At 64.9% G+C, this 20,557-nt stretch carries 19 protein-coding genes; 3 read left to right on the top strand and 16 right to left on the bottom strand.

Annotated features, from left to right (window positions below):
• Positions 1–62: 62 nt before the first annotated feature.
• A complete protein-coding gene (locus QA635_RS10305) occupies positions 63–923 on the top strand; it encodes an SDR family NAD(P)-dependent oxidoreductase (RefSeq protein WP_283068683.1) in 861 nt (286 codons plus the stop codon).
• A gap of 87 nt (positions 924–1,010) precedes the next feature.
• A complete protein-coding gene (locus QA635_RS10300; protein ID WP_283068682.1) occupies positions 1,011–2,114 on the top strand; it encodes an alkene reductase in 1,104 nt (367 codons plus the stop codon).
• 187 nt (positions 2,115–2,301) lie between these two features.
• On the opposite strand, the gene QA635_RS10295 is transcribed toward QA635_RS10300, so the two are convergent.
• From QA635_RS10295 to QA635_RS10250, 10 genes are all read right to left on the bottom strand, one after another.
• Positions 2,302–4,044, bottom strand: coding sequence for an ABC transporter substrate-binding protein (locus QA635_RS10295; RefSeq protein WP_283071565.1), 1,743 nt, complete (start codon positions 4,042–4,044; stop codon positions 2,302–2,304).
• A gap of 115 nt (positions 4,045–4,159) precedes the next feature.
• The gene (locus tag QA635_RS10290) at positions 4,160–4,486 is read right to left on the bottom strand and encodes a DUF2160 domain-containing protein (protein WP_016846242.1); all 327 of its coding nucleotides are present in this window, start codon (positions 4,484–4,486) and stop codon (positions 4,160–4,162) included.
• A 9-nt stretch (positions 4,487–4,495) separates the two neighbouring features.
• Positions 4,496–5,302, bottom strand: coding sequence for a carbohydrate ABC transporter permease (locus QA635_RS10285; protein ID WP_028333212.1), 807 nt, complete (start codon positions 5,300–5,302; stop codon positions 4,496–4,498).
• Positions 5,302–6,204, bottom strand: coding sequence for a carbohydrate ABC transporter permease (locus QA635_RS10280; protein ID WP_028338609.1), 903 nt, complete (start codon positions 6,202–6,204; stop codon positions 5,302–5,304). Before QA635_RS10280 ends, QA635_RS10285 begins: the two co-directional genes overlap by 1 nt.
• Positions 6,204–7,289: an ABC transporter ATP-binding protein gene (locus QA635_RS10275; RefSeq protein ID WP_283068676.1), complete on the bottom strand. Its 1,086-nt coding sequence runs from the start codon at positions 7,287–7,289 to the stop codon at positions 6,204–6,206. The genes QA635_RS10280 and QA635_RS10275 overlap by 1 nt, the downstream gene beginning before the upstream one ends.
• Before the next feature lie 12 nt (positions 7,290–7,301).
• Positions 7,302–8,441, bottom strand: a complete 1,140-nt coding sequence (locus QA635_RS10270) for an ABC transporter ATP-binding protein (protein WP_283068675.1) — start codon at positions 8,439–8,441, stop codon at positions 7,302–7,304.
• Positions 8,438–9,982 (bottom strand): glycerol-3-phosphate dehydrogenase, encoded by a 1,545-nt coding sequence (glpD, locus tag QA635_RS10265; protein WP_283068674.1) that lies wholly within the window; start codon positions 9,980–9,982, stop codon positions 8,438–8,440. The genes QA635_RS10270 and glpD overlap by 4 nt, the downstream gene beginning before the upstream one ends.
• Before the next feature lie 200 nt (positions 9,983–10,182).
• Entirely contained in the window at positions 10,183–10,452 is a 270-nt protein-coding gene (locus QA635_RS10260) for a hypothetical protein (protein ID WP_283068673.1), read from the bottom strand.
• A complete protein-coding gene (locus tag QA635_RS10255) occupies positions 10,449–11,207 on the bottom strand; it encodes a hypothetical protein (protein ID WP_283068672.1) in 759 nt (252 codons plus the stop codon). Before QA635_RS10255 ends, QA635_RS10260 begins: the two co-directional genes overlap by 4 nt.
• Before the next feature lie 114 nt (positions 11,208–11,321).
• Positions 11,322–12,161, bottom strand: coding sequence for a DeoR/GlpR family DNA-binding transcription regulator (locus QA635_RS10250; RefSeq protein ID WP_057016956.1), 840 nt, complete (start codon positions 12,159–12,161; stop codon positions 11,322–11,324).
• A gap of 29 nt (positions 12,162–12,190) precedes the next feature.
• Between QA635_RS10250 and QA635_RS10245 the strand changes: the two genes are divergently transcribed.
• Positions 12,191–12,322, top strand: a complete 132-nt coding sequence (locus tag QA635_RS10245; RefSeq protein WP_283068669.1) for a hypothetical protein — start codon at positions 12,191–12,193, stop codon at positions 12,320–12,322.
• Here the strand turns inward: QA635_RS10245 and QA635_RS10240 are convergent.
• The 6 genes from QA635_RS10240 to QA635_RS10215 all read right to left on the bottom strand — a co-directional run bounded on the left by QA635_RS10240 (position 12,298) and on the right by QA635_RS10215 (position 20,226).
• Positions 12,298–12,492, bottom strand: a complete 195-nt coding sequence (locus tag QA635_RS10240; protein WP_092085874.1) for a hypothetical protein — start codon at positions 12,490–12,492, stop codon at positions 12,298–12,300. The genes QA635_RS10245 and QA635_RS10240 overlap by 25 nt on opposite strands.
• Positions 12,493–12,667: 175 nt before the next feature.
• Positions 12,668–13,129: an acyl-CoA thioesterase gene (locus QA635_RS10235; protein ID WP_057016954.1), complete on the bottom strand. Its 462-nt coding sequence runs from the start codon at positions 13,127–13,129 to the stop codon at positions 12,668–12,670.
• Positions 13,126–15,222 (bottom strand): 3-hydroxyacyl-CoA dehydrogenase NAD-binding domain-containing protein, encoded by a 2,097-nt coding sequence (locus QA635_RS10230; protein ID WP_283068668.1) that lies wholly within the window; start codon positions 15,220–15,222, stop codon positions 13,126–13,128. The genes QA635_RS10235 and QA635_RS10230 overlap by 4 nt, the downstream gene beginning before the upstream one ends.
• Positions 15,223–15,224: 2 nt before the next feature.
• Positions 15,225–16,508, bottom strand: coding sequence for an acetyl-CoA C-acetyltransferase (locus QA635_RS10225; protein WP_283068667.1), 1,284 nt, complete (start codon positions 16,506–16,508; stop codon positions 15,225–15,227).
• Positions 16,508–18,775 carry an acyl-CoA dehydrogenase gene (locus QA635_RS10220; protein ID WP_283068665.1) on the bottom strand — a complete coding sequence of 756 codons (2,268 nt, stop codon included), beginning with the start codon at positions 18,773–18,775 and terminating at the stop codon, positions 16,508–16,510. The genes QA635_RS10225 and QA635_RS10220 overlap by 1 nt, the downstream gene beginning before the upstream one ends.
• Before the next feature lie 209 nt (positions 18,776–18,984).
• Positions 18,985–20,226: an SMP-30/gluconolactonase/LRE family protein gene (locus tag QA635_RS10215; RefSeq protein ID WP_283068664.1), complete on the bottom strand. Its 1,242-nt coding sequence runs from the start codon at positions 20,224–20,226 to the stop codon at positions 18,985–18,987.
• Between the last annotated feature and the right edge of the window lie 331 nt (positions 20,227–20,557).

The raw sequence follows: 20,557 nt of genomic DNA, 5'->3' as shown, positions 1-20,557 counted from the left end.
CGCCTCGCATGCGCAGCCGTGCTACTGCTCCCTGACAACAACAAGACGTCAGGGAGCACGCCATGTCGACCACAACCCACGCACCGAAAGCCATCGATCCGTCCGCTTCGCTGCATGCCGAAGCGCTCGGACTGGCGAAGAACCACGGCCGCCTCGCCGGGCGGCGCGTCATCGTGGTCGGCGCGGGACAGCGCACCACCGTGGATGAAGCGCCGCCGATCGGCAACGGCCGCGCCATGAGCGTGCTGTTCGCGCGCGAGGGCGCGTCGGTCGCCTGCCTCGACGTCAACAAGGACGCCGCCGACGACACCGTCGCGCAGATCACAGGCGAAGGCGGCAAGGCCTTCACCGATGTGGTCGATGTCTCCGACGTCGCGGCGATCGCGCCCGCGGTCGAACGCTGCGCGCAAAGGCTCGGCGGGCTCGACGGGCTGGCGCTCAATGTCGGCATCTCCTCCGGCCTGTCGCTGCCCAAGATGACGGCCGAAGCCTGGGACCGCGACTATGCCGTCAATGTGCGCAGCCACATGCTGTTCGCGCAGAAGGCGCTGGAGGTGATGGCGCCGGGCGGCGCGATCATCCTGATCTCCTCGATGGCGAGCCAGCGCGCCGGCGGCCGCAACCCGGCCTATGAATCCTCCAAGGCGGCGCAGATCGCGCTGGGGCGGGCGATCGCGCGGGCCGGCGAGGACAGGGGCATTCGCTGCAATGTGATCGCGCCCGGCTTCATGGACACGCCGATGGGGCGCGACGCCAGCCGCAGGCGATCCGACCGCGCCGTGACAGTGCCTTTCGGCCGCCAGGGCACCGGCTGGGAGGTCGCCTATACTGCGCTGTTCCTGATTTCGAATGAATCCTCCTACGTGAACGCGCACACCTTGTTCCTCGATGCCGGCCACATGGGCGGAATTGTGCGCAGCTAGCCTGCGGAGCGCGAATGCCTCGGCCCATTGCGCTCGTCGCGGCAATGCACAATTCTCCTTCATCAGTCATTCTCTGGAACATTTCACATGAGCCAATCGACCAAACTTCTCGAGCCCTACAAGCTCGGCGCGCTGACGCTGCCGAACCGCCTGGTGATGGCGCCACTGACGCGCAACCGCGCGGTGCCGCCCGGCATGGTGCCGAGCCCACTCGCGGTGGACTATTACGGCCAGCGCGCCTCCGCCGGCCTTCTGATCACCGAAGCGAGCCAGGTCTCGCAGCAGGGCCAGGGCTATCAGGACACGCCCGGCATCTATTCGAAGGAACAGGTCGAGGGCTGGCGCAGGGTCACCGATCGGGTGCATGAGCGCGGTGGCCGCATCTTCATCCAGCTCTGGCATGTCGGCCGCATCTCGCATGTCGCACTGCAGCCGAACGGCGGCGCGCCGGTGGCGCCGAGCGCGATCAAAGCCAAGACCAAGACCTTCGTGAACGGCACGTTTGCCGACGTGTCCGAGCCACGCGCGCTCGAGCTGTCGGAAATTCCAGGGATCATCGAGGACTTCAAGCGCGGCACCGCGAATGCGCTGGCGGCCGGCTTCGACGGCGTCGAGATCCACGGCGCCAACGGCTATCTGCTCGACCAGTTCGCCCGCGACGGCACCAACAAGCGCACCGACGCTTATGGCGGCGGAATCGAGAACCGCGCCCAGCTGATGCTGGACGTGTCCAAGGCGGTCGCCAGCGAGGCCGGCGCCGATCGCACCGGCATCCGGATCTCGCCGGTGACGCCGGCCAACGACATCACCGACTCCAATCCGCAAGCGCTGTTCGACTACATCGTCGACCAGCTCAGTGCGCTGAAGCTGACCTATCTCCACGTCGTCGAAGGCGCGACCGGCGGCCCGCGCGATATCGCGCCGTTCGACTACGCCTCGCTGCGCAAGCGCTTCAAGCAGGCCTATGTCGCCAACAACGGCTACGATTTCGCGCTTGCGGAGAAAGTGCTGGAGGCCGGCGCGGCAGACCTGATCGCGTTCGGCAAGCCGTTCATCTCCAACCCCGATCTGGTCGAGCGGCTCAAGACCGGCGCGACGCTCAACGAGTGGGACAAGGCGACCTTCTACGGCGGCGGCGCCAAGGGCTACACGGATTATCCGACGCTGAAGGCGACCGAGGCGGCGGAGTAGGGAGCGCTCCTCTCTCCACATCGTCATTCCGGGGCGATGCGAAGCATCGAACCCGGAATTTCGAGATTCCGGGTCTGGTGCTTGCGCACCATCCCGGAATGACCTGGCAATCAGCAAAAAGGCCGGGATCGCTCCCGGCCTTTCGTCGTCTTCGGATGGCGTGGGCTGGTACGCCTTTGCTTGCGCCTTACTTCGCTTCGGCGCGCTTCGGCGGGTTGGCCGGCCACGACTTGATCAGCGTGTCGTAGTCGATCGTCTCGCCCTTTGGCTTCTCGTTCGCGAGCTTGCGCTGCGGAGCGATGGTGCCGTCCTTCTCGGCCTTCTTGTACCAGAACTCGGCGGATTCCTTCTTGTTCAGCTTCGGTCCGCAGGCGCCCTGCACACCGGACTTCTCAAGACGCTCCATCACCGAATCCTGGGCCGCGGCCAGCGCGTCCATCGCCTGCTGCGGCGTCTTGGTACCGGACGACGCATCGCCGATGTTCTGCCACCACAGCTGCGCGAGCTTCGGATAGTCGGGCACGTTGTTGCCGGTCGGGGTCCACTGCACGCGCGCGGGCGAGCGGTAGAACTCGATCAGGCCGCCGAGCTTCGGCGCACGCTCGGTGAACGACTTGTCCCAGATATCGGACTCACGGATGAAGGTGAGACCGACATGGCTCTTCTTCAGCGACACCGACTTGGAGATGATGAACTGCAGATAGAGCCAGGCTGCCTTGCGGCGATCCGGCGGGGTCGACTTCAGGAGCGTCACGGAGCCGGCGTCCTGATACCCGAGCTTCATGCCTTCCTTCCAGTAAGCGCCGTGCGGCGACGGAGCCATACGCCACTTCGGCGTACCATCCGCGTTCATCACGGCGATGCCCGGCTTCACCATGTCGGCGGTGAAGGCGGTGTACCAGAACATCTGCTGGGCGATGTTGCCCTGCGCCGGCACCGGCCCTGCTTCCGAGAAGGTCATGCCCTGGGCTTGCGGCGGGGCATACTTCTTCAGCCAGTCGAGATATTTCGTGATCGAGTAGACCGCGGCCGGGCCGTTGGTGTCGCCACCACGCTCGACCGAGGAGCCGACCGGGCGGCAGCCTTCCATGCGGATGCCCCACTCGTCGACCGGCAGACCGTTCGGGATACCCTTGTCGCCGTTGCCGGCCATCGACAGCCACGCGTCGGTGAACCGCCAGCCGAGCGAGGGATCCTTCTTGCCATAGTCCATATGGCCGTAGACCTTGACGCCGTTGATCTCCTTGATGTCGTTGGTGAAGAACTCGGCGATGTCTTCATAGGCCGACCAGTTCACGGGCACGCCGAGCTCGTAGCCATACTTGGCCTTGAACTTGGCCTTGAACTCGGGGTTGGTGAACCAATCGTAGCGGAACCAGTAGAGGTTCGCGAACTGCTGGTCGGGCAACTGGTAGAGCTTGCCGTCCGGCGCCGTGGTGAACGACTTGCCGATGAAGTCGTCGACGTCGAGCATCGGGTCGGTGACCTCCTTGCCCTCACCCTTCATGTAGTCCGACAGGATGATGGTCTGACCGTAACGGAAGTGGGTGCCGATCAGGTCGGAGTCGTTGATCCAGCCGTCATAGACGTTCTTGCCCGACTGCATCTGGGTCTGCAGCTTCTCGACGACGTCACCTTCCTGGATGATGTCGTGCTTGAGTTTGATGCCGGTCAGTTCGGAGAACGCCTTGGCCAGCGTCTGTGATTCATACTCGTGCGTCGTGATCGTTTCCGAGACGACGTTGATCTCCATGCCCTTGAAGGGTTCGGCGGCCTTGGCGAACCACTCGAGCTCCTTCTTCTGGTCTTCCTTCGACAGCGTCGAGGGCTGGAATTCCGCGATCCACTTCTGGATCACGGCATCGTCGGCGGCGCGGGCCGGCGTGGCGACCGCGAGCGAAGCCGCGATCAGCGCGGCGGCGCTGGTCATAGTCAAAAGACTATCCTTTGTCGTTCTCAAATGTCGCATTATGATTCCTCCGGTTGCAGCGACAAACAAAACCCCAGGCCCGGGTAGACCCCGGATCTGCTCTTCTTCGCTTTCGTCAGACGGTGCGAAAGATCGCCACGGCTGAAAGAAGCGAAATCAGCGTTGCGAGCCACAGGCTCGAAATTTCCACGCCCTCGCCGATTGGCAGGGTGAGGATCGGATCGGTGCCGACGAGGCCGATCCACACCAGGTGGATCACCGCCGCCAGCACCAGCGAAATGAACAAACGATCGCCGCGCGTGGTCGGGATGCGCAGCACGCCGACCCGCTCGGCCTCGGGATAAACCGCCGCGAGCCAGGTCATCACGCCGAGCGTCGAGGCCAGCAGCACGAAGAAGATCGCGGTCGGCAGCGTCCAGGCCATCCATGCGATGGATTCCATGATCGCCTCCTAGACCCGGCCGAGCGCGAAGCCGCGCGCGATGTAGTTGCGGACGAACCAGATCACCAGCGCGCCCGGAATGATGGTGAGCACGCCGGCGGCGGCGAGCAGGCCCCAGTCCATGCCGGCCGCCGAGACCGTGCGCGTCATGATCGCCGCGATCGGCTTGGCCTGCACCGAGGTCAGCGTGCGCGCGAGCAGCAGCTCGACCCAGGAGAACATGAAGCAGAAGAAGGCGGCGACGCCGATGCCGCTTGCGATCAGCGGCACCAGGATCTTGATGAAGAAGCGCGGGAACGAATAGCCGTCGAGGAAGGCGGTCTCGTCGATCTCGCGCGGCACGCCGGAGACAAAGCCTTCGAGGATCCACACCGCCAGCGGCACGTTGAAGATGCAGTGCGCGAGCGCGACCGCCCACGGCGTATCGAACAGGCCGATCGCCGAATAGAGGTTGAAGAACGGCAGCGCGTAGACCGCCGCCGGCGCCATGCGGTTTGACAGCAGCCAGAAGAACAGATGCTTGTCGCCGAGGAAGCGGTAGCGCGAGAACGCGTAGGCCGCCGGCAACGCCACCGCGATCGAGATGATGGTGTTGAGCACGACGTATTCGAGCGAATTGATGTAGCCCGAATACCAGCTCTCGTCGGTGAAGATGCGCTTGTAGTGCTGCAGCGTCGGCGTGTGCGGCCACAGCGTCATCGTCGAGACGATCTCGGCGTTGGTCTTGAAGCTCATGTTGACGAGCCAGTAGATCGGCAACAGCAGGAAGATCAAGAACAGCGCCATGATCAGGCGGCGGCCGGGGATCGAATGCATCACGCCGCTCCTTCCTTGGCCGGACGCTCGGAGCCGGCATTGACCATCACGGTGTAGAACACCCAGCACACGATCAGGATGATCAGATTGTAGACCAGCGACAGCGCCGCGGCCTTGCCGAGGTCGAACTGGCCGAGCGCGATCTTGACGAGCTCGATCGAGACGAAGGTCGTCGAATTGCCGGGGCCGCCGCCGGTGACCACGAACGGCTCGGTGTAGATCATGAAGCTGTCCATGAAGCGCAGCAGCACCGCGATCAGCAGCACGCGGTTCATCTTCGGCAGCTGGATCGCCTTGAACACCGCCCAGCGCGAGGCGCCGTCGATCTGCGCCGCCTGGTAATAGGCGTCGGGGATCGACTTCAGCCCGGCGTAGCAGAGCAGCGCGACGAGGCTGGTCCAGTGCCAGACGTCCATCACGATGACCGTGACCCAGGCGTCGACCTCATTGGACACGTAATTGTAGTTGAGACCGAGGTGGTTCAGGACATAGCCGAGCAAGCCGATATCGGGCCGGCCGAAGATCTGCCAGATGGTGCCGACCACGTTCCACGGAATCAGCAGCGGCAAGGCGAGGATGACGAGGCAGGCCGCGACGCTCCAGCCCTCGCGCGGCATCGACAGCGCGACGATGATGCCGAGCGGCACCTCGATCGCAAGGATCACCGCCGAGAAGAACAGGTTGCGGCCGAGCGAGGCCAGGAAGCGGCCGCCGAGATCGGTCGATGGATCGAGCAGCTCCTTGAACCAGCCGACCCCGTTCCAGAAGAACTGGTTGTTGCCGAAGGTGTCCTGCATCGAATAGTTCACGACGGTCATCAGCGGCAGCACCGCCGAGAACGCCACCACCAGGAACACCGGCAGCACCAGGAACCAGGCTTTTTGGTTGATCGTCTTGTCCATCAGGCGACCCCCTCCACCAAATGGCTGTCGGCATAGACGTGGACGTGCGCGGGATTGAAGATCAGTCCGGCGGTGTTGCCGGAGACCGAGAAGCCCGGCGGCACGCGCGCGGCAAATTTGGTATCGCCGACGCGCACGCGGGCGAACTGGATGCGGCCGAGATCGTCGATCCGCTCGATGGTGGCCGACAGCAGCCCTGACGCCGGCGCCGCGACATCGACGAATTCCGGCCGCACGCCGATCTCGATCTTCTTGCCCGCAGGCAGCACACCATAGTTTCGATGCAGGCCGATGACATGGCCGTCGACCCGCGCCTCGTGACCACTGACCTCGGCGGGCACGATGTTCATGCCGGGCGAGCCGATGAAGTAGCCGACGAACGTATGCGCCGGCTTGTCGAACAATTCGGCCGGCGTGCCGCTCTGCACCACGCGGCCGTCATGCATCACGACGACGGTGTCGGCGAAGGTCAGCGCCTCGGTCTGGTCGTGGGTGACGTAGATCATCGTGAGGTCGAGTTCGCGATGCAGCGCCTTCAGCTTGGAGCGCAGCTGCCACTTCAGCTCGGGATCGATCACCGTCAGCGGTTCGTCGAACAGGACGGCCGCGACGTCGGACCGCACCAGGCCGCGGCCGAGCGAGATCTTCTGCTTGGCGTCGGCGGTGAGCCGCGTCGCCTTGCGTTTGAGATAGGGCGTGAGGTCGAGCAGTTCGGCGATCTGCCTGACCCGCGCGTCGACCTCGGCCTTCGCGACGCCGCGATTCTTCAGTGGGAAGGCCAGGTTCTGGCCGACCGTCATGGTGTCGTAGATCACCGGGAACTGGAACACCTGCGCGATGTTGCGCTTCTGCGTCGACAGCGGCGTGATGTCACGGCCGTCGAACAGGATCTTTCCGCGCGACGGCGTCACGATGCCGGAGATCAAATTGAGCAGCGTGGTCTTGCCACAGCCGGACGGCCCGAGCAGCGCATAGGCGCCGCCCTGCCGCCAGGTCATGGTGACCGGCTTCAGCGCAAAGGATTCCTGCGGCGCGTCGTTGCCGCCGTAGGAGTGCGCGAGATCGACGAGGTCAATGCGGGCCATGAAGCATCTCCCTCACTTTCTGTTGCCGCTTGATGCGTTTGCTTCGCGCGACGCGCGATGCACCTCGCCCGAAAACGCGGTCGCGGGCGACGCGACGAGACGGTCGGCCGCGTCGAACACGAAGATGTTGTCGGGATCGAGCGCGGCGTCGAGCACCTGCCCGGGTTCATATTCGTGCACGCCGTGCAGCACCGCGACCCAATTCGAGCCGTGGACATGGACGTGCACAAAGCTCTCCGACCCGGTGATCTCGGTCACCGTCACCGCGGCGGAAAATTTGTGGCGGCCGGCCGCGACATTCCCGACCTCGAGCTGGTGCGCGCGGAAGCCGGTCCGGTAGCGGCCATCTGGCAGATTGGCATAGAGGCCGGCCGCGGGCGCCTGCTCGCCGCCGGCATAGATCACTTGCGCGCCCTTCTTCTCGATGCCGATGATGTTGAGCGGCGGATCGGAAAACACCTGCGCAACGCGCAGCGTGTCGGGATGGCGGTAGACCTTCGGCGTCGCGCCGGTTTGCAGCGCCTGGCCCTGCCACATGCACACCGTGTCGCCGCCGAGCAGCAGCGCTTCCGACGGTTCGGTGGTGGCATAGACGAAGATCGCGCCGGAGGCCTCGAAGATGCGCGGCAGCTCGGCGCGCAGCTCCTCGCGCAGCTTGTAATCGAGATTGGCCAAAGGTTCATCGAGCAGCACGAGGTCGGCGCCCTTGACCAACGCCCGCGCGATCGCGGTGCGCTGCTGCTGGCCGCCGGAGAGTTGCAGCGGCGTGCGCTTCAGGAACGGCTCGAGCCGCAACAGGCCGGCCGCTTCCGCCACCCGCCGCTCGATCTCAGCGCGCGGCTTGCCCTGCACCCGCAGCGGCGAGGCGATGTTCTCGTAGACCGTCAGCGAGGGATAGTTGATGAACTGCTGATAGACCATCGCAACCGAACGCTGCCGCACGTCGGCGCCGGTGACGTCCTTGCCGTCGACCAGCACGCGCCCGGTGGTCGGCTTGTCGAGGCCGGCGAGCAGCCGCATGATCGAGGTCTTGCCCGACAGCGTCGGCCCGAGCAGCACGCTGAGCGTGCCACGCTCCAGCGTCAGCGACACGTCGCGGATGGTCGGCATGCCATCCACGGTTCGCGTGACATTCTGCAGTGTGACGCTCATGCCCGTCCTCCCGCTTCGCGGAGGGGACGTTCACCGGACACGCGGTTGGCGAGCATCCACTCGTCGAGCGCGGCGATTTCACCCGCCGTCATCCGCAAGCCCAGCTTGGATCGTCGCCAGACGACATCGTCCGCAGTCCGAGCCCATTCGTTCGCCATCAGGTACCTGACTTCGCTTTCCGTCAAGGTGGCGCCGAAGGAGCGGCCGAGATCGGCCGTCGATGTTGCATTGCCCAAGACTTTGCTGGCGCGCGTGCCATAGGCATGCGCGAGACGATTGGCGTGCGATTGCGCGAGAAACGGATAGGTGCGGATCAATTCGGCGCTCAGCGCCGCGACCGCGGATACATCCATGTCGCCCCCGGGCAGCGGCGCCTTGCCGGTCCAGCCCTCCTGCGCCTTTGTGCCGCGGAGATAAGGCGACAGCCGCTCCAGCGCCTCTTCGGAGAGGCGGCGATAGGTCGTGATCTTGCCGCCATAGATCGACAGTAGCGGCGCACCGCCGGGCGTATCGAGCTCGAACACGTAGTCGCGGGTCGCGGCCTTGGCTTCGCTCGCGCCGTCGTCATAGAGCGGACGCACGCCGGAGTAATTCCAGACCACGTCCTCGGGCTTCACCGGCTTGGCGAGATACGCGCTGGCGGACGCGCAGAGATATTCGATCTCCTCCTGCGTCGCCTTCACCTTGGCCGGATCGCCGTCATAGTCGCGATCGGTAGTACCGATCAGCGAGAAGTCGTTCTGATACGGAATGACAAAGATGATGCGGCCGTCGGCGTTCTGGAAGATGTAGGCACGGTCGTGGTCGTAGAGCTTCGGCACCACGATGTGCGAGCCCTGCACCAAGCGCACCTTGGCGCGCGCGTTGACGCCGGCGCCCGAGGCCAGGACCTGTTCGACCCAGGGACCGCCGGCATTGACCAGCACGCGTGACTGGATCGTGTCGCGGGCACCCGTGACACTGTCCTCGACCGTGACGTGCCAGACGCCGTCGACCTGCCTGATCTCGACCGCGCGGGTGCGGGTGCGGATTTCGGCGCCGCGATCGGCGGCATCGCGCGCGGTCAGCGCAACCAGCCGGGCGTCGTCGACGAAGCAGTCGGAATATTCGAAGCCCTTGGTGTAGCGGCCCGGAATCAGCGGCTTGCCGACCACGTCGCGGGTCAGATCGACCGAGCGCGTCGCCGGCAGCAAATGCCGACCGCCGATATGGTCGTAGAGGAAGAGGCCGAGCCGCAGCAGCCAGGCCGGGCGCAGGCCGGCGTGGTGCGGCAAAACGAAACGTAGCGGCCGAATGATGTGGGGCGCGATCTGCCAGAGGATTTCGCGCTCGATCAGCGCCTCGCGCACCAAACGAAACTCGTAATATTCGAGATAGCGCAGACCGCCATGCACGAGCTTGGTCGACCAGGACGACGTCCCGCTAGCCAAGTCATTCATTTCACAGAGGAAAACAGAGTTACCCCGGCCCGCCGCATCGCGCGCGATGCCGCAGCCATTAACGCCGCCTCCAATGATGGCGAGGTCGTAAATCTGGTCCAAAGAACGCTTCCCCCGGCAACCGCCTTCGCTTTGACGGTTTTACTTTCGTATTGGAGTAAATCACAACCAAAAACGAAAGCAAAGTGAAAATGGGGAACTTTCGCTGGGGATTCTTTGGGCGGAGTGCTCGCGGTCAGGGCTTTTGGGGTGGACGTACGGGCGACGCTTGGCGTGACGCCAGGCAAGGCGGTGGCGGACGGTCAGGGACGCTGTGGCGATCGTCCGACGCGCAATTCCGGCAGAGCCTTTTCGGGATCGTAGGTACGGTGAACTTCACCGCCGACCCGCTTGGCGCAAGCTCGGCTGTCGCGCACAAAGTAGACGGCGAGCAAGAGCACACCGGTCGACGCGACGAATGTGTGACCGCTGGCGAACAGGACGTAGAAGACCAACGATGCGACGAAAAGGATCGCATACCATTTGAGCGCGAAGCGGAGATAGATTCGCCCGACGGAGCGATCCCTGTTCACCGGATCGCCCGATTGCCTGGCAGCGACGCCGACAGCACGAGAAAGAAAAGCGGAAAGAACACGAAGACCGCGACATAGGCCCAGAGGTGCCCGCCGCCGAGCGCGACTTGCAGGGCGCTATATCCCGATGATTTTCGGTGCGCCAGGAGCGCCCAGAATGCAAAGCAGAACAGCGGCATCGTGAGATACTTCCACTGCTCTCGCCAGTCGCGCAGGATGGTCGCGAGATCGCCAAGCAATGCGATCAGGAACAGGGAAAACGTGACGGCGTAGAGCGAGACGAGCGGCAAGAAGAGGTGCTCGAACCTCACCCCCGCGATTGCTTCAGCCGACATCGGGATGCCATCCGCAAACAAGCTGCCGAGCGACGGGATTGCGAACAGCCGCATGTCAAAGCCCATCGCCTGGCCAAGCCAGAGCAGGACGATCGCCACCAGGCCGATTACCGACTGCGCGAGGAAGGCTCCGCTCGCGATGCGCTGACACAGCGATCCCGAAAAGAAGATCCGCGACAGTCCGTAAAGCAGTTTCCTGCCACGGCCGTTCAGCTGTTCCAGTTCCGACAGCCAGGCCGGGCGGCTCCCGCTGCCGAAGCGAACGATGTTGGCACGGACGCTCTTCGATGGCGGCTGGGTCTCACCATCGAACGCGCGCATGACCACAAGCGCAGAAACACCGCCGGCCAGCGCCGTCGCGCACGCGGATGCGACGCTAAAGCCAAGGACAAACGAGACGATGCCGAACATCGCCGCCATGCCAAATGCCGTGACGACCTTGAATTGCGTACTGACCAACGAACCGCTCCACCTCAGGCAGGCTACAGCAGCGGCCGAAAGGCATCCGAAACAGGTTCGCTAAAACTTGAGCGATCAAGCGCCCTGCGCGCTGCGCAGCGCCGCGGGTGCCGCGTCGGCGGCGTTGTCGTCGAGATCGACTTGCGGCTTGTCCATCGCGACGACCACCTCGATACCGCGGCTATGGCAGATATTGGCGAGGCCCGCAGGAAGCGGTGAATCGGTCACGAAGGTCTGGATCTGGCTCATATGGGCGATCCGCACCGGCGCACTGCGGCGCAGCTTGGTCGAGTCCGAGACCAGCATCACGTTGCGCGCATTGGCGATGATCGCCTGCGCGACCTGCACCTCGCGATAGTCGAAGTCGAGCAGCGCGCCCTCCTCGTCGATCGCGGATGCACCGATGATGGCGTAGTCGACCTTGAACTGGCCGATCAGCTGCGTCGCAGTGGAGCCGACGACGGCGCCGTCGGCGCGGCGCACTGTGCCGCCGGCCACCACTACCTCGATGCGCGGATGGCGGTACAGCAGCATCGCGACGTTGAGGTTGTTGGTGATGACCAGCAGATCCTCATGCGAGGTCAGCGCGCTCGCGACCTCTTCCGTGGTGGTGCCGATATTGATGAACAGCGAGCAACCGTTCGGAATCCGTGCCGCCGCGGCAGCGCCGATCGCCTTCTTCTCCTCTGCGGCGACGAAGCGGCGCGCCTCGTAAGCGAGGTTCTCGACGCCCGAGGCGATGATCGCACCGCCATGGATGCGGGTCAGCGACCGCTGGTCGCAGAGATCGTTGAGGTCCTTGCGGATGGTCTGCGCCGACACCTCGAATCGCTTGGCGAGGTCTTCGACCATGACCCGGCCGAACGCGCGCGCGATGTTGAGGATTTCAGTCTGGCGATGGGAGAGTCCGGCCACGGCGGCCCCCTTGAAACGGCGAGTCGCCCATGGTGCGACCGTTCGGCACGGAGGTCAACGTGCAGTGCCGGGTCAGGGAAGGCCTGGGCGAAGGTGAACGCTTCGCCCGGGCCACGCGCAATGACGCGAAGGCGTTCTACGATGCCATCTGCATGGATTGACCGGTGAGCAGCCGGCGCGCCGCGCGCTCGGCCTCGCGCGCATTGCGGAAGATCTGGCCTTCAAGGCGGTCAAAAAGGTGCGATGCAGCAAAGAACTGATATCCACGCGTATCGCGCACCACGATACCCGCCGTCTGCGAACTCACTTCGATCACGTAACTGTCGGACATTGTCAGCCTCGGTTTGACTTCGGCCCGACAACGGAGTCGCTGGCTGTTTGTTCCTCGATTATTTGCGCAGCGAAGCGCCAAAAACTCCGGGTTTTTGCAATCAAACCACGCTCCGGACTCAGTTTCGACGCGTTTCCCTTCACACCGAATCAGCAGCACTGGCGCGCAAAAAATGTCAGGTTTCGATCGTCGCGCCGTCGCGCTGAATCGGTTGCGGATGGCCCTGCTCGTCGATCGAGACATAGGTGAAATTGCCGTCGGTCACGAGGATCGACTGCTGCTCGCGGCGGCGCAGCACCCAGGCCTCGAGATGCACCGTGATCGAGGTGCGGCCGATGCGCACCAGATTGGCGTGGACGGAGACGAGATCGCCGACATTGACCGCCTTGCGGAAGTTCATCGCGTCGATCGCGACCGTCACGGTGCGCGACTTCGCCACCTTGGAGGCGAACACGCCGCCACCGAGATCCATCTGGCTGAGCAGCCAGCCGCCGAAGATGTCGCCATTGGCATTGGTGTCGGCCGGCATCGCCAGCGTGCGGATGCAGAGATCGCCCTTCGGCTCGGCGTCGTTGCTCAGCGGCGCGTGAGCGTGGGCGTCGGTCACTTGCGAGCCGGTCACTTGCGAATCGCTCACTTGAATGCCTCCCAGCCGGGATCCGGCGCAAATCGTCCGCCGAACTTGCGCATCAAGGCCTGCATGGCCGACACCACATTGTCGACGCCGCGGCTGCGCGCATAGTTGAGCGGGCCGCCGCGGAACGGGGCATAGCCGGTGCCGAAGATCATCGCGCCGTCGACCATATCGGGATTGTCGACGATGCCTTCGCGCAAGGCGGCGACGCAGACATTCGAGATCGGCAGCACCAGGCGGTCGATCATCTCATCGGTGACCCGGGGACCGGTCTCCGGCAGCGGCGCCTTTTCCGCCTTGCCGTCCTTCCAGGTGTAGAAGCCCTTGCCGGTCTTGCGGCCGAGCTCGCCTTTGGCGACTTTTTCGCGCAACCACGCAGGCGTCGGCGGCAGCGTGTCGCCGAACTTCGAGCGCAGCATGTCGCCGACATCGAGGCAGATATCGAGGCCGACCTGGTCGGCGAGTTCGATCGGCCCCATCGGCATGCCGAACTCGACGGCGGCTGCGTCGATCAGGCGCTGATCGGTCTTCTCGTCCAGCATCATCATCGCTTCCAGCATGTAGGGCGTCAGCGCGCGATTGACGAGGAAGCCCGGCGAGCTCTTCACCGGCAGCGGCAGGCGGTCGATGGCGCCGACGAACGCGAGCGCCTCCTTGAGCATCGCCGCATCGGTGCCGTCATGGCTGACGACCTCGACGAGTTGCAGCCGCGACACCGGATTGAAGAAGTGCAGGCCGAGCAGCCGCTCCGGCCGTGCCAGCGTGGTGCGCAGATCCTGCAGCGGGATGCTCGACGTATTGGTGGCGAGGATCGCGCCGGGCTTCATCTTCGGCTCGAGAGAGGCATAGACCTTCTGCTTCAGCTCGAGCTTTTCCGGCACCGCCTCGATGATCAGATCGGCATTGCGGACGCCCTCGCCGTCCATGTCGGGGATCAGCCGGTCGAGCGCGTCGCGCTGGTCGATCCGCTTGCGCATGATCTTGCCGAACAACTCTGACGCTCGTTTCATGGCGCCCGCGATCGGCTCGGCCTTCATGTCGGCCAAGGTCACGAGCATGTCCTGGTTGGCGCACCAGGCCGCGATATCGCCGCCCATCGCGCCGGCGCCGATGACATGGACGTGCGCAACCTTGTTGCCGCTGCCGGCGAGCTTCTTCATCTGCTCTCGCAGGAAGAACACACGGATCAGGTTCTGCGCGGTCGGCGTCACCATCAGATTGGCGAACGAGGCCTTCTCCGCATTCAGCATCGCCGAGCGGTTGCCGGCGTGCTTCTCCCACAGATCGATCAGCGCATAGGGCGCCGGGTAATGCTTGCGCGGCGCCGCCTTCTCGGCCTCGCTGCGCATCCGCGAGGCGAGGAAGCCCCTGACCGGACCAAGATTGAGAATCGAGTTGAGCGCGCCCGGCCTGGCGCGCTTCAGCCGGCCGAACACCGCATCCTTCACCGCGTTGCGGACATGGCGCTCCTGGGTGACGGCGTCGACCAGGCCGAGCGCCTTGGCGCGGCGCGCGTCGATGGTCTTGCCGGTCAGCATCAAGGTCATCGCCTGCATCGGGTTGACCAGCTCGGTGAAGCGCACGGTGCCGCCAAGACCTGGATGCAGGCCGAGCATCACCTCTGGGAAACCGAACCTGGCATCGTCGATCGCGATCCGCATCTGGCAAGCCAGCGCGACCTCGAGGCCGCCGCCGAGGCAGAAGCCGTGGATGACGGCGACCGAGGGCACGCGCAGCGCCTCGAGCCGGTCGATCACCGCATGGGCGCGACCGATCGCGGTCTCCACCGCGCTGGAATCGCTGGCGCCGCGAAACTCATTGACGTCAGCGCCGGCGATGAAGCCGCTTGGCTTGGCCGAGCGCACCACGAGACCCGTCGGCCGCTGGTTCTCCAGCGCCGCGACGATGGCATCGAGCTCCTCGAGTAGATCGGCGGACAGCGTGTTGGCGCTGGCGCCGGCGCGGTCGAACAGCAGCCAGGCGATACCGTCGTCATCGCGCGTCAGCTTGAAATTCTTGTAGGGGCTGTCGGCGGTAGGCTTCGGCCCGAGTTCGAGCACGCGATCGGCGAGAAGGTCCATGATCCGTGAATCCATGATCACACCGTCTCTATCAACATCGCGCCGCCCTGCCCGCCACCGATGCATTCGGTGGCGACGCCGCGCCTGGTGCCGAGCCGCTTCATCGCATTGACCAGATGCAGCACGATGCGGTTGCCGCTGGTGCCGACCGGATGGCCGAGGCTGATCGCGCCGCCGTCGACGTTCAACTTCGCGCGGTCGATCTCGCCGGCCGCGCCATCGAGCCCAAGGATCTCGCGGCAGAATTTTTCGTCGTTCCATGCCGCGAGGCAGCCCAGCACCTGGGTGGCGAAGGCCTCGTTCAGCTCCCAGGTCTCGACGTCCTGCAAGGTCAGGTCGTTGCGCTTGAGCAGCGCGCTTGCCGACAGCACCGAACCGAGGCCCATGATCGAGGGATCGAGCGCCGACCATTGGCTGTCGAGGATGACGGCCTTCGGCGTCAGCCCGTGCTTGGCCACCGCCTTCTCGGACGCCAGGATCACCCAGGAGGCGCCGTCGGTGATCTGCGAGGAATTGCCGGCGGTGACCTGGCCCCACGGACGCTCGAACACCGGCTTCAGCTTCGCCAGGGTCTCGGGGGTCGAGTCCGGGCGGACACCGTCGTCATGGTCGTAGAACTTGCCGTCGCGGGAGAACGCGGTCTCGACCTCGCCCTTGAGAAAGCCCTGCTTCTGCGCGTTGGCCAGCCGCTGATGGCTCTCGGCAGCGTATGCATCGGACTGTGCGCGCGTAATGCCGAAGAGATGGCCGACCTTCTCGGCGGTCTGCCCCATGTTGAGCTCGGTGATCGGGTCGGTCAATCCACGCTCGAGGCCGATGATCGGCTTGAAGTAGCTCGGCTTCACCTTCAGCGCCGCGGCGATCTTGGCACCTAGCCCCTTGGCGCCGGCGAAGCCGGCAAACCAGCGCACGCCGGAATTGGGCCAGACCAGCGGCGCGTGGCTCAAGGCTTCGGCACCGCCGGCGAGGATCAGGTCGGAGATGCCCTCGCGGATGTAGCGGTAGCCGGTGTCGATCGACTGCATGCCGGAGCCGCAATTGATCTGCACCGTGAAGGCGACCATCTGCTCGCCCATGCCGAGCCTGAGCGCCGCAGCGCGTGCCGGGTTCATCTCGTCGGCGATCACGTTGACGCAACCGAGGATGACCTGGTCGAAGGCGGTGGGCGCGAAAGGCTGCCGCGCCAGCAGCGGCCGGCCGCATTGCACGGCAAGATCGACCGGGGTGAACGGGCCGGGACCGGAGCGCGCCTTCAGGAACGGCGTCCGGCTGCCGTCGACAATAAAGACTGGTCGCGCCATCAGCTCGCCGCCCTCTGCTCACCAAGCTCCTGGAAGAACTGATGCACGTCGGCGGATTTCTTGTAAATCGGGGACAGCGCCTCCGGCGCAAAATCATCGACCTCGATGACTTTGGCGACGGCCTCGTGGGCAGCGGCAAGCTTCTCGCCGTCGGCCTCGGTGATGACGCCCTTCTTGACCGCCTCTTTCCAGTCATGGAGGCGCGCCGCGCGCAGCTGCTTGGCGGCATCCTCGGCCTCGGTGACGAGGCGGAAGGCTTTCTCCAGCCTTGCGATGCCGCCGTCATCCTCGACAAAGGCGAGGTCCGGCGTCAGCCGGTCGCGCGCCGCCGACGGCGACAGCACGAGCTGCGCGCATTGCTGCACGACGCGGTCCGTCGGGCCCGTGACGCGGGCGCCGAACGGCTGGATCAGGAATTTCAGCAGCCAAGCCATCGGGCGGTTCGGCAGATTGGCGAAGATTTCCGCAAAGCGGTTCTCGATGGTCTTGGAGCCGGACGCCATGCACCATTGGAGCGCGGGAAGATCCTCCTTCTGCCCGCCCTCGTCCTGCCAGCGCTTGAGCGCAGCGGAGAGCAAATACAGCTCGGACAGGATGTCGCCGAAGCGCGCCGAGAGCATCTCCTTGCGCTTCAGCGCGCCGCCGAGGGTGAGCAGCGCCATGTCGGCGCACAGCGCGAACGCCGACGAATAGCGCGACAGCTGGCGATAGAACTCGGTCGCATCGCCGGCATCCGGCGCCGGTGCGAACATCCCAAAACTCCAGCTGCGGCCCCAGGCGCGGAACATGGTCGCGAAGCTGTGGCCGATATGTTTCCAGAACGCGGTGTCGAACGCGGTCAGGCCCTTGTCGCGGTCGGTCTCGCCGAGCGCGTTCATCTCCAGCAACAGATAGGGATGCGCGCGGATCGCGCCCTGCCCGAACACGATCAGATTACGGGTCAGGATGTTGGCGCCCTCGACCGTGATGCCGACCGGCACCGAGCGGTAGAGCCCGCCGAGATAATTCTGCGGCCCGTCGATCACGGCCTTGCCGCCATGGATGTCCATGGCGTCGTCGATCGCGATCCGCATCCGCTCGGTGGCGTGCAGCTTCATGATCCCGGAGATGACGGCGGGATGATGCCCCTCGTTCAGTGCGGCGCAGGTCAGCCGCCGCGCGGCGTCGAGCAGATAGGCCGTGCCGGCGATCCGCGCGAGCGGCTCCTCGATGCCTTCGAATTTCGAGATCGAGATGCCGAACTGCTCGCGGATGCGGGCATAGGCGCCGGTGGTGCGCGCGGCATAGGCAGCGCCGGCGGCCGACAACGACGGCAGCGAGATGCCGCGGCCGGCGGCAAGCGCCGTCATCAGCATCTTCCAGCCTTGGCCGAGCCGTGCCTCGCCGCCGATGATGTAGTCGAGCGGGATGAAGACGTCCTTGCCCCAGTTCGGGCCGTTCTGGAACACCTGCATCGCCGGCAGATGGCGGTGGCCGATCGACACGCCCGGCAGATGGGTCGGGATCAGCGCGACGGTGATGCCGAGCTCTTCCTCGCTGCCGACGAGGTGATCGGGATCATAGGCCTTGAACGCAAGGCCGAGCAGCGTCGCGACCGGGCCGAGCGTGATGTAGCGCTTGTGCCAGTTGAGCCTCAAGCCGAGCACCTCACGGCCTTCGAAATTGCCCTTGCAGATGATGCCGGTGTCGATCATCGAGGCGGCGTCGGAGCCGGCCTCCGGGCTGGTCAGGCCGAAGCATGGAATGTCCTGGCCGGAGGCGAGGCGCGGCAGCCATTTGTCCTGCTGCTCCTTGGTGCCGAAGCGCATCAAGAGCTCTCCGGGCCCGAGCGAGTTCGGCACCATCACGGTGACGGCCGCGGTCAGCGAGCGCGACGAGATTTTGCGCACCACTTCGGAATGCGCATAGGGCGAGAAGCCGAGACCGCCGAATTCCTTCGGGATGATCATGCCGAAGAATTTCTTGGCCTTGATGAAAGCCCAAACCTCGGGCGGCAGATCGCGCCATTCCCAGTTGATCTTCCACTCGTCGAGCATCCTGCAGAGCTCGTCGACCGGACCGTGCAGGAAGGCTTGCTCTTCGTCGGTCAATCTGGCCGGCGCGAACGCCAGCAATTTCGACCAGTCGGGATTGCCGGTGAAGAGATCGGCGTCCCACCAGACGTCGCCGGCTTCCAGCGCCTCGCGCTCGGTGTCCGACATCGTCGGCAGCACGCCACGCGCCCAGGAGAAGATCGGTTTTGTCATATAGTCGCGGCGGAAGCTCATGGCGGATCCTCATGAAACGGCGGCGCGGATGGGTGATCTTATCGGAAAGTGCCGTTCACCGGTGAACACTTCGCTTCGCAGATAAAGCGAAATTGACGCGGCCCAGGCGCCATTTTGTTAACGGCACGCCGCGGGTTCGGTTCCGAAAGCTGAGGTGCGACAATCAGGTAGCGGGGGATGGCGCAGACGCCATCCCCATGCAGGACGAGCTAGGCGGGCCCCGCTCCCTGGGTTGCAGTATAGACCGCGTAAAGCGACTGGCTTGCGGCCATGAACAGACGGTTGCGCTTGGGACCACCGAAGGTGATGTTGCCGCAGATCTCGGGCAGCCGGATGCGGCCGAGCAGCTTGCCTTCCGGCGACCACACCGTCACGCCGCTGTAACCGACCGCGCGACCGGCATTGCTCGAGCACCAGACATTGCCGTTGACGTCGCAGCGGATGCCGTCCGGTCCGCACTTCACGCCGTCGATCGTGAAATCGCTGAACCGCTTGCCGTTGGAAAGCTTGTTGTCGGCGCCGACATCGAACACGAAAACGTCGCCCTTGCCGCCGGGGCCGCTATCGCCCGGTCCCTTGCCGGTCGAGACCACGTAGAGCTTCTTGTAGTCCGGCGAGAAGCAGAGGCCGTTCGGGTCCGGCACCTGGTCCTCGCTCACTACGAGATCGACGCGGCCGGACGGGTCGATGCGGTAGCAATTGGTCGGCAGCTCGCGCTTGGCCGGCACGAAGCCCGCCGGCTGGCCGATCCGGGGATTGAGCTTGCCGGCCGGATTGCCCGGGCCGCCCGCGGCATCAGGCTCGCCCTCATAGAGCTGTCCGCCATAGGGCGGATCGGTGAACCAGTAGCTGCCGTCGGGATGCGCGACGACGTCGTTCGGCGAGTTCAGCCGCTTGCCTTGATAGGAATCCGCGAGCACGGTCGCGGTGCCGTCATTCTCGTAGCGCGTCACGCGGCGGGTGAGATGCTCGCAGGACAGCTGGCGGCCCTGGAAGTCGAACGAATTGCCGTTCGAGTAGTTCGACGGCGTGCGGAAGACGCTGACATGGCCGTCATCTTCCGACCAGCGCATCTGCCGGTTGTTCGGGATGTCGCTCCACAGCAGATGGCGGCCCTGCGAACTCCAGGCCGGGCCTTCCGCCCACAACAGGCCGGTATAAAGGCGCTTGATCGAGGTGTTGGGCTGGGCAAGGTCGTTGAAGGACGGATCGACCGCGATGATGTCGGGGTCCCAGAAATAGGTGGTCGGCGCACCGCGCGGACTGAAGTCGCGCGGCGGGCTGGTGATCGTTGTCGGCGGCCCGACCGGCGCGGGCGCGTTCTGGGCCAGCGCACTGCCGATGCCCGCGACGGCGGCGGCGGAAACCGCCAGTCCCTGGACCAGCGTACGTCGTGAGACGTTCGGATCGCGTTGTTCTTCGTTCGGATCGCGCCGCGGTTGGCGTGTCATCGCATCCTCCCACTCTGTTGGCCGGCCGTTGATCCGGCCTGGCGGGTGGAGGTTAGACTGCTCTCGGAGAGGTTGCGAGTGACGGTTTTTCATCCCCGCGCGCGGAAATTTCACATTGTTGTGGCGCGGGCCGTTGTTGCGGAGCGCACGAATCCGCAGCGGAGCGACGTCCCTTACCTCGCCCCGCTTGCGGGGAGAGGTCGAAATTCAAGCGCAGCTTGAATTTCGGGTGAGGGGGTACAGGTCTCACGACCATCACAACCGGTGGAAGCAGCCCCTCACCTACCCTCTAAGAGCGAGCTTCGCTCGTCTCGACCCCGTGAAGAACGGG

This window comes from Bradyrhizobium brasilense, from assembly GCF_029714345.1.
GTDB lineage: Bacteria > Pseudomonadota > Alphaproteobacteria > Rhizobiales > Xanthobacteraceae > Bradyrhizobium > Bradyrhizobium australafricanum.
This window is presented reverse-complemented; position numbering and strand designations above follow the sequence as displayed.